The sequence below is a fragment of the Inquilinus sp. genome (genome assembly GCF_057815775.1).
This window is the reverse complement of sequence record NZ_JBYRFX010000613.1, coordinates 1-6,839: the sequence shown is the minus strand read 5'-3', so window position 1 is coordinate 6,839 and position 6,839 is coordinate 1. Positions and strand designations below refer to the sequence as shown.

The window sequence follows — 6,839 nt, the reverse complement described above, 5'->3', positions numbered from 1 at the left end:
GCCCGGCGTGGTGGTGGCGCTGGCCCTGGTCACCATCACCGTGCGGGTGGCGCTGCCGCTGTACCAGACGGTGGCGACCCTGCTGCTGGCCTATCTGCTGATGTTCCTGCCGCGGGCGCTGATCGGCCTGCGTGCCAGCATCGCCCAGGCGCCGGTCGAGCTGGAGCATGCCGCCGCCAGCCTGGGCCGGTCGCCCGCCCGGGCGCTGTGGTCGGTCACCATCCGGCTGGCCGCCCCCGGCGCCGCCGCCGGGATGGCGCTGGTGGCGCTGGGCATCACCAACGAGCTTACGGCGACGCAGATGCTGGCGCCGAACGGCACCCGCACCCTGGCCACCGCCTTCTGGTCCTACAGCGGCGAGATCGACTATGCCGCCGCGGCGCCCTATGCCTTGCTGATGATCCTGATCTCCCTGCCCCTGACCTGGCTGCTGTACACCCAGTCCAAGCGGACCGCCGGCCGATGACCGCCCAACTATGACCTTTCTCGACCTGCGCGGCATCAGCCGCCGCTACGGCGCGGTGACCGCGCTGGACGGTGTCGACCTGGACGTGGCCGCCGGCAGCCGCACTGCGATCCTCGGCCCCTCCGGCTCCGGCAAATCGACGCTGCTGCGGATCATCGCCGGCTTCGAGGCGCCCGATGCCGGCCGGGTCGCGCTGGACGGCCAGGTGCTGGCCGACGGCCCGGCGGCGATGCCGGCGCACCGGCGCGGCATCGGGCTGGTGGCGCAGGACGGCGCCCTGTTCCCGCATCTCGATATTGCCGACAACATCGGCTTCGGCCTGGCGCGCAACGACCCCCGGCGGGCCGACCGCATCGCCGAGCTGATGGCGATGGTCGAGCTGGACCCGGCCATGCTGCGGCGGCGGCCGGACCAGCTGTCGGGCGGGCAGCAGCAGCGCGTCGCCCTGGCCCGGGCGCTGGCCCGCAGCCCGCGGCTGATGCTGCTGGACGAACCGTTCTCGGCGCTCGACACCGGCCTGCGCGCCAGCACCCGCAAGGCGGTGTCGGCGCTGCTGGCCGCCGCCGGCATCACCACCATCCTGGTCACGCACGACCAGGCCGAGGCGCTGTCCTTCGCCGACCAGGTCGCGGTGATGCGCAACGGCCGGCTGCTGCAGGCCGGGTCGCCGCGCGAACTGTATCTGCGGCCGCACGACCCGATGATCGCCGAGTTCCTGGGCGAGGCCATCGTGCTGCCCGCCCGGCTGGATGATGGCTGGGCCGACTGCGCCCTGGGCCGCATCGGCGTCGACGACCGGCGCCGGGGCGAGGCGCGGATCATGCTGCGGCCGGAACAGCTGGTGCTGGCGGAGGATCGCGACGGCACGGCCGGCGCCTTGGCCGAGGTGGCGGAGATCGATTTCGGCGGATCGGTCTGCAGCGTCACCGTGCGGCTGCTGGAGGGCCCGGCGCCCGCGGGCACCGGCCGGTTGCTGCTGCGCCGGCCCTATCTCGGCCTACCCGAGCCGGGCGCGCGGGTGCGGATCACCGTCCGCGGCGCCGCCCATGTCTTCGCCGATTCATAGGCACGGACTCAGAGATTGTTTGGAAACGGGTTGGCGTGAGTCGGCTGGTGGTGGTTTCGAGAACCGGCGCGCAGCGGACGTTTGGGTCCGTGAGCACCGGAAGCTTCGAGTCCGCCATCAGACGGCCGCGCCGGCCCGTTTCCGAGCGGTCTCTCAGCGCCAGGCGACGACCACGACCCAGGGCGTCTCCGGCTCCGGCCGCTCGACCCGGATCTCCGAGAAGCCGGCCGTTCCGAGCGCATCGACCACATCGTCCAGGGCCCGAACCGTGAAGATGTCGGCCGGCATGTTGCGGCGGTCCATCCGGTCCTTCGGCAGGAAGCCGAGCACTAGCCGGCCGCCGGGCGACAGCACGCGGTGGATCTCGGCAAAGCCTGCCGCCAGCGAGGCCCAGAAATAGATCGTGTTGACAGTGCAGATCTTGCCGAAGCTTTCGGCGGCGAAAGGCAGCGCCTCGATGCTGCCCTGGCGAAACTCCGCCTGGCCCGTCTGCACCGCCCCGGAGAATTCGGCCATGGCGCGTTCGACCGCCTCCCACGACCGGTCGATCCCACCGACGAAAGCGGCCTGCCCGACCAGGACCGGCAGATTGACGCCGCCGCCGAAGCCGATTTCGAGAATGCGATCCGCCGGCGACGGCCGCAGCTGGCGCATCGCGAAGGCGTTCATCCCGGCATTGGTCCGGTTCATCAGCCGCATCACCAGGCGGCCCCAGAAGCCCACCGGCAGCGAGAGCTGCCGGGCGATGAAGCGCGGGGGAGCCATGGCCGTTCCTTCTGAGCCTGCCGGGGGCGCGGGCCACCGGCCGAGGCTGGCACTGTCCGGGACCGGGCCCCCACCCTCAATCCCCCAGGATTAAGGGGGCCCCCAGGATTAAGGGGGCCCTCAGGATTAAGGGGGCCCCAGGCTTAAGGAGGTTCGGGCCGGGATCAGCCCTCCGGACCGCGCTCTATCCGCACCCGCCAGCGCGCCCGGTCCGCATCCTCGGGCTCGACCGAGACCACGCGATGCCCGCTTTCCGTTGCCGAACGTGGAACATTCACCAGTGGTTCTCCGGCATTCAGCCGTATTTCCGCCACTTCTCCGGGCTTCATATCTTCAAGCAACAGCTTGGTTTTGACGAAAGTGAACGGGCAGACTTCCGCGGTTACATCAAGAAACCGAAGCGGGAGTTCAGTGCTCATGACGCATTCTCGATTTTTCATGGCGATTGGCGTTGCAGTCCAATAGTGGGCGACTTATATACCGAAGAATCGTGCCGCGGGAGTATGAACATGAGCAATGAAACGCCGACCAACGATTTGATGAACCTCACATCTCAAATTGTCTCGGCACATGTAGGAAACAATACCGTTGCTATCTCCGACCTGCCGAACTTGATCGAGCAAGTCTATCGTGCGCTGGGCGGCCTCGGGACTGCACCGGTTCCGGTGGTCGAGAAGCCGCAGCCCGCGGTTCCGATCAAGAAGTCGATCACGCCGGACTACATCATCTGCCTGGAAGACGGCAAGCAGCTGAAGATGCTGAAGCGGCACCTGAAGACGGCCTACAACATGACGCCCGACGAATATCGCGATCGTTGGGGCCTGGCGTCGGATTATCCGATGGTGGCGCCTAACTATGCCAAGCAGCGCAGCAGGCTGGCCAAGCAGATCGGCCTGGGCACCCGCGCCCGCAAGGACTGATCCGCTGTGGCCGGATGTCGCCGGCCAGGGTACAGGGCGGGCCGTCACCCGACGGGCCGCCCGGTTTCCGGCCGGACCGGGGCACCGCGGCGGGACTTGAGAAATCAACGCACACTTGTAATCGTTCTGCTTTATAATCGGGTCAGCGCCCCGGTGTGGTGACACGAGAATCGCCACGGCGCCTCGGGGGAAAAAAGAGCGGACGGACGGCAGTATGGCAGTCACAACCTTCGTCGACGACCACGGGTTCAGCCTGCGTGCGGGCAACCTGGAGGTTCGGCTTGCCGAGACGGAGGAGGAGATCAAGGCGGCCCAGGCGCTGCGGTATACCGTCTTCTATGAGGAGATGGCGGCCCAGCCCTCGCTGGAGATGGCCTCCGACCGACGCGACTTCGACGACTATGACGACGTTGCCGATCACCTGCTGGTGATCGACCATGCGCGGGGCAAGGGCGCCCACGGCGTGGTTGGCACCTATCGGTTGATCCAGCGCGACGGCGCCGCCCAGATCGGCGCCTTCTATTCCGCCAGCGAATACGACATCGCCAAGATCGAGGCCCATCCCGGCGCGATCCTGGAACTCGGGCGGTCCTGCGTCGCCGGCCCCTATCGCTCCGGCGGCACCATGCAGCTGCTGTGGCGCGGCATCGCCGCCTACCTGTTCCACCACGACATCGAGATCATGTTCGGCTGCGCCAGCTTGCCGGGGATCGACCCGGACACGCTGCGGCTGCCGCTGTCCTATCTCTACCACTATCATCTGGCGCCGCCGGCCCTGCGCCCGACCGCCCTGCCCGATCGCTACACCGACATGCGGCGCCTGCCGCTGGCGGAGATCGACCAGCGCGAGGCGATCGCGGCGCTGCCGCCGCTGATCAAGGGCTATCTCCGCCTCGGCGGCCATGTCGGCGACGGCGCGGTGATCGACCCGCAATTCGGCACCACCGACGTCGCCATCATCGTCAAGACCGACCTGGTGACCGAGAAGTACTTCAAGCATTACGAGCTGAAGCGCGAGCAGCGGCCCATCCTGGCCTTCCGCAAGGATTAAGCGCGCGATGGCAGGCGGGCGACTCGGATCGAAGCTCCGGGCGGTGTTGCGGCTTAGCATCTACGTGCCCTGGACCGTGCTGCTGATGCCGGTGCAGGCGCTGGCCGTGCGCTTCGGCTGGCGGCTGCAGACCAGCTTGCCGGCCTTCTACCACCGCATCTGCTGCCGCATCCTGGGGCTGGATGTCGAGACCCGCGGCGCGATGTCCACCGCGGCGCCGACGCTGTTCGTCTCGAACCACCTGTCCTATCTCGACATCGAGGTGCTGGGGTCGCTGATCCCGGGCAGCTTCGTTGCCAAGACCGAGGTCGGCACCTGGCCGTTCTTCGGCGCCCTGGCCCGGCTGCAGCGCACCGTCTTCGTCGACCGCACCAAGCGCGGATCGGCCGATGTCCAGCGCGACAGCCTGCAGGCAAGGCTGGAGGCCGGCGACAATCTGGTGCTGTTCCCCGAGGGCACGTCGAGCGACGGCAACCGCACCCTGCCGTTCAAGAGCGCGCTGTTCGCCGCCGCCGGCATCCGCGTCGACGGCCGGCCGCTGACGGTGCAGCCGGTTTCGATCGCCTGCACCACGCTGGACGGCATCCCGCTCGGCCGGCGGCTGCGGCCGATCTATGCCTGGTATGGCGATATGGATCTGGTGCCGCATCTGTGGAACATGGTGAAACAGGGCCACCTGACCATCACCGTGATCTTCCACCCGCCGGTGTCGCTGGAGGATTTCCGGTCGCGCAAATCGCTGGCCGACCACTGCTGGCGCACCATCGCCGGCGGCGTGTCCGCGGCCAATGCCGGCCGGCTGCCGGAACCGGCGGCCCCCGACATTCCCGACCAGCGCCGCGCGGCGTGAGCGAACGCTTGATTTCCGAAGGCCTCGCCGTGATCTATCATCGCAACCCGATGGAGATGTGGATCGCATCGCCCGGTCGCCTGCGCGGTAGGCACCCCGGTCGATCCACGGAAGGATTGGACAAGCGCGCGTGAGCACTGCGGCCAGCAAGAAGTTGTTCATCAAGACCTGGGGCTGCCAGATGAACGTCTACGACAGCGGTCGTATGGCGGACATCCTGGCGCCGCTCGGCTATGCCCTGACGGACAGTGCGGAGGGGGCCGACATGGTCATCCTCAACACCTGCCATATCCGGGAAAAGGCGACGGAGAAGGTGTTCTCCGACCTCGGCCGGCTGCGCCCGCAGAAGGCGGCGAAGGCTGCCCAGTCAAAGGACGGGGATGAGCCGATGATCGTCGCCGTCGCGGGCTGCGTCGCCCAGGCCGAGGGCGAGGAGATCGCGCGCCGCGCGCCCTGGGTCGACCTGGTGTTCGGGCCGCAGACCTATCATCAGCTGCCGGAGATGGTGGCCCGCGCGCATCGCCAGGCAGGCAGGCCGCTGGTCAACACCGACTTCCCGGTCGAGAGCAAGTTCGACCATCTGCCCGGCGAGGCCGGCGTGCAGGGCGCATCGGCCTTCCTGTCGGTGCAGGAGGGCTGCGACAAGTTCTGCACCTTCTGCGTCGTGCCCTACACCCGCGGCGCGGAATATTCGCGCGACACCGTTGGCATCCTGGCCGAGGCACGGCGCCTGGTGGCGCGCGGCGCCCGCGAGATCACGCTGCTGGGCCAGAACGTCAACGCCTTCCACGGCGAAGGGCCGGACGGGTCGGTCTGGGGCCTGGGCCGACTGATCAGCGCTTTGGCCGAAATCGACGGGCTGGACCGCATCCGCTACACCACCAGCCATCCGCGCGACATGGACGACGACCTGATCGACGCCCATCGCGACGTGCCGCAGCTGATGCCGTTCCTGCACCTGCCGGTGCAGAGCGGATCGGACCGCATCCTGGCGGCGATGAACCGCAAGCATGACGGCGACGCCTATCGCCGCGTCATCGACCGGCTGCGCGCGGCACGGCCAGACCTGGCGCTGTCGTCGGACTTCATCGTCGGCTTCCCCGGCGAGACCGACCGCGACTTCGCCGACACGCTGAAGCTGGTGACCGAGATCGGCTTCGCCCAGGCCTACAGCTTCAAGTACAGCGCCCGGCCCGGCACTCCGGCGGCCGCGCTGGACGACCAGCTGTCCGAGGCGGCGAAGGACGACCGGCTGCAGGCGCTGCAACAGCTGCTGTGGGCGCAGCAGACCGCCTTCAACCAGGGCACGGCCGGCCGGGTCATCCCGGTGCTGCTGGACCGGCCCGGCCGCCGGCCCGGTCAGTTGCAGGGCCGCAGCCCGTGGATGCAGTCGGTCCATCTCGACGCGCCCGCCCGCCTGCTCGGCACCATCCAGCCGGTCCGCATCGTCGAAGGGCGGCAGCTCAGCCTGACCGGCACGCTCGAACTGGTGGATGCGGAGGTGGCGGCATGACCGCGCGCGAATCCGCCGAGGCGACTGCCGCCCGGGCCAAGCCCGCAGCACACCGCGTCGATATCAGCTTCGACGACAACCGGCTGCTGCCGCTCTTGTATGGCGAGCACGACACCCATCTGCTGCGGATCGAGCACCAGCTCGGCGTGTCGCTGGCCTCGCGCGGCAACACCGTCACCATCAAGGGCGCGGCCGAGCCGGTCGAGCA

The 6,839-nt window shown here is 68.6% G+C and carries 8 protein-coding genes and 1 pseudogene; 7 read left to right on the top strand and 2 right to left on the bottom strand.

Annotated features, from left to right (window positions below; genetic code table 11):
* Both AC3XYG_RS21490 and AC3XYG_RS21485 read left to right on the top strand, forming a co-directional pair.
* Positions 1 to 466 (top strand): ABC transporter permease subunit (locus AC3XYG_RS21490; protein WP_489141910.1); only part of this gene is annotated, 466 nt, incomplete at its 5' end.
* A 10-nt stretch (positions 467 to 476) separates the two neighbouring features.
* Positions 477 to 1,532, top strand: coding sequence for an ABC transporter ATP-binding protein (locus AC3XYG_RS21485; RefSeq protein ID WP_489141909.1), 1,056 nt, complete (start codon positions 477 to 479; stop codon positions 1,530 to 1,532).
* Between the two features lie 153 nt (positions 1,533 to 1,685).
* Here AC3XYG_RS21485 and AC3XYG_RS21480 read toward each other — a convergent pair whose 3' ends face one another.
* Both AC3XYG_RS21480 and AC3XYG_RS21475 read right to left on the bottom strand, forming a co-directional pair.
* Positions 1,686 to 2,297, bottom strand: a complete 612-nt coding sequence (locus AC3XYG_RS21480) for a class I SAM-dependent methyltransferase (RefSeq protein WP_489141908.1) — start codon at positions 2,295 to 2,297, stop codon at positions 1,686 to 1,688.
* 164 nt (positions 2,298 to 2,461) lie between these two features.
* Complete coding sequence (locus tag AC3XYG_RS21475) at positions 2,462 to 2,716, bottom strand: sulfurtransferase TusA family protein (protein WP_489141907.1); 255 nt, start codon at positions 2,714 to 2,716, stop codon at positions 2,462 to 2,464.
* 90 nt (positions 2,717 to 2,806) lie between these two features.
* Between AC3XYG_RS21475 and AC3XYG_RS21470 the strand changes: the two genes are divergently transcribed.
* The 5 genes and pseudogenes from AC3XYG_RS21470 to AC3XYG_RS21450 all read left to right on the top strand — a co-directional run.
* Complete coding sequence (locus AC3XYG_RS21470; protein ID WP_489141906.1) at positions 2,807 to 3,217, top strand: Ros/MucR family transcriptional regulator; 411 nt, start codon at positions 2,807 to 2,809, stop codon at positions 3,215 to 3,217.
* A 214-nt stretch (positions 3,218 to 3,431) separates the two neighbouring features.
* Positions 3,432 to 4,268, top strand: coding sequence for a GNAT family N-acetyltransferase (locus AC3XYG_RS21465; RefSeq protein WP_489141905.1), 837 nt, complete (start codon positions 3,432 to 3,434; stop codon positions 4,266 to 4,268).
* A gap of 43 nt (positions 4,269 to 4,311) precedes the next feature.
* Entirely contained in the window at positions 4,312 to 5,118 is an 807-nt protein-coding gene (locus tag AC3XYG_RS21460) for a lysophospholipid acyltransferase family protein (protein ID WP_489141904.1), read from the top strand.
* A 130-nt stretch (positions 5,119 to 5,248) separates the two neighbouring features.
* Complete coding sequence (gene miaB / locus AC3XYG_RS21455) at positions 5,249 to 6,631, top strand: tRNA (N6-isopentenyl adenosine(37)-C2)-methylthiotransferase MiaB (protein ID WP_489141903.1); 1,383 nt, start codon at positions 5,249 to 5,251, stop codon at positions 6,629 to 6,631.
* Positions 6,628 to 6,839 (top strand): annotated as a pseudogene (locus tag AC3XYG_RS21450) (hypothetical protein); the annotation flags it as partial. The gene miaB and the pseudogene AC3XYG_RS21450, both read left to right, overlap by 4 nt.

Coding starts and splice junctions, on each gene's coding strand:
- AC3XYG_RS21485 (WP_489141909.1), top strand. CDS start 477: ATGACCTTTCTCGACCTGCGCGGCATCAGCCGCCGCTACGGCGCGGTG.
- AC3XYG_RS21480 (WP_489141908.1), bottom strand. CDS start 2,297: ATGGCTCCCCCGCGCTTCATCGCCCGGCAGCTCTCGCTGCCGGTGGGC.
- AC3XYG_RS21475 (WP_489141907.1), bottom strand. CDS start 2,716: ATGAGCACTGAACTCCCGCTTCGGTTTCTTGATGTAACCGCGGAAGTC.
- AC3XYG_RS21470 (WP_489141906.1), top strand. CDS start 2,807: ATGAGCAATGAAACGCCGACCAACGATTTGATGAACCTCACATCTCAA.
- AC3XYG_RS21465 (WP_489141905.1), top strand. CDS start 3,432: ATGGCAGTCACAACCTTCGTCGACGACCACGGGTTCAGCCTGCGTGCG.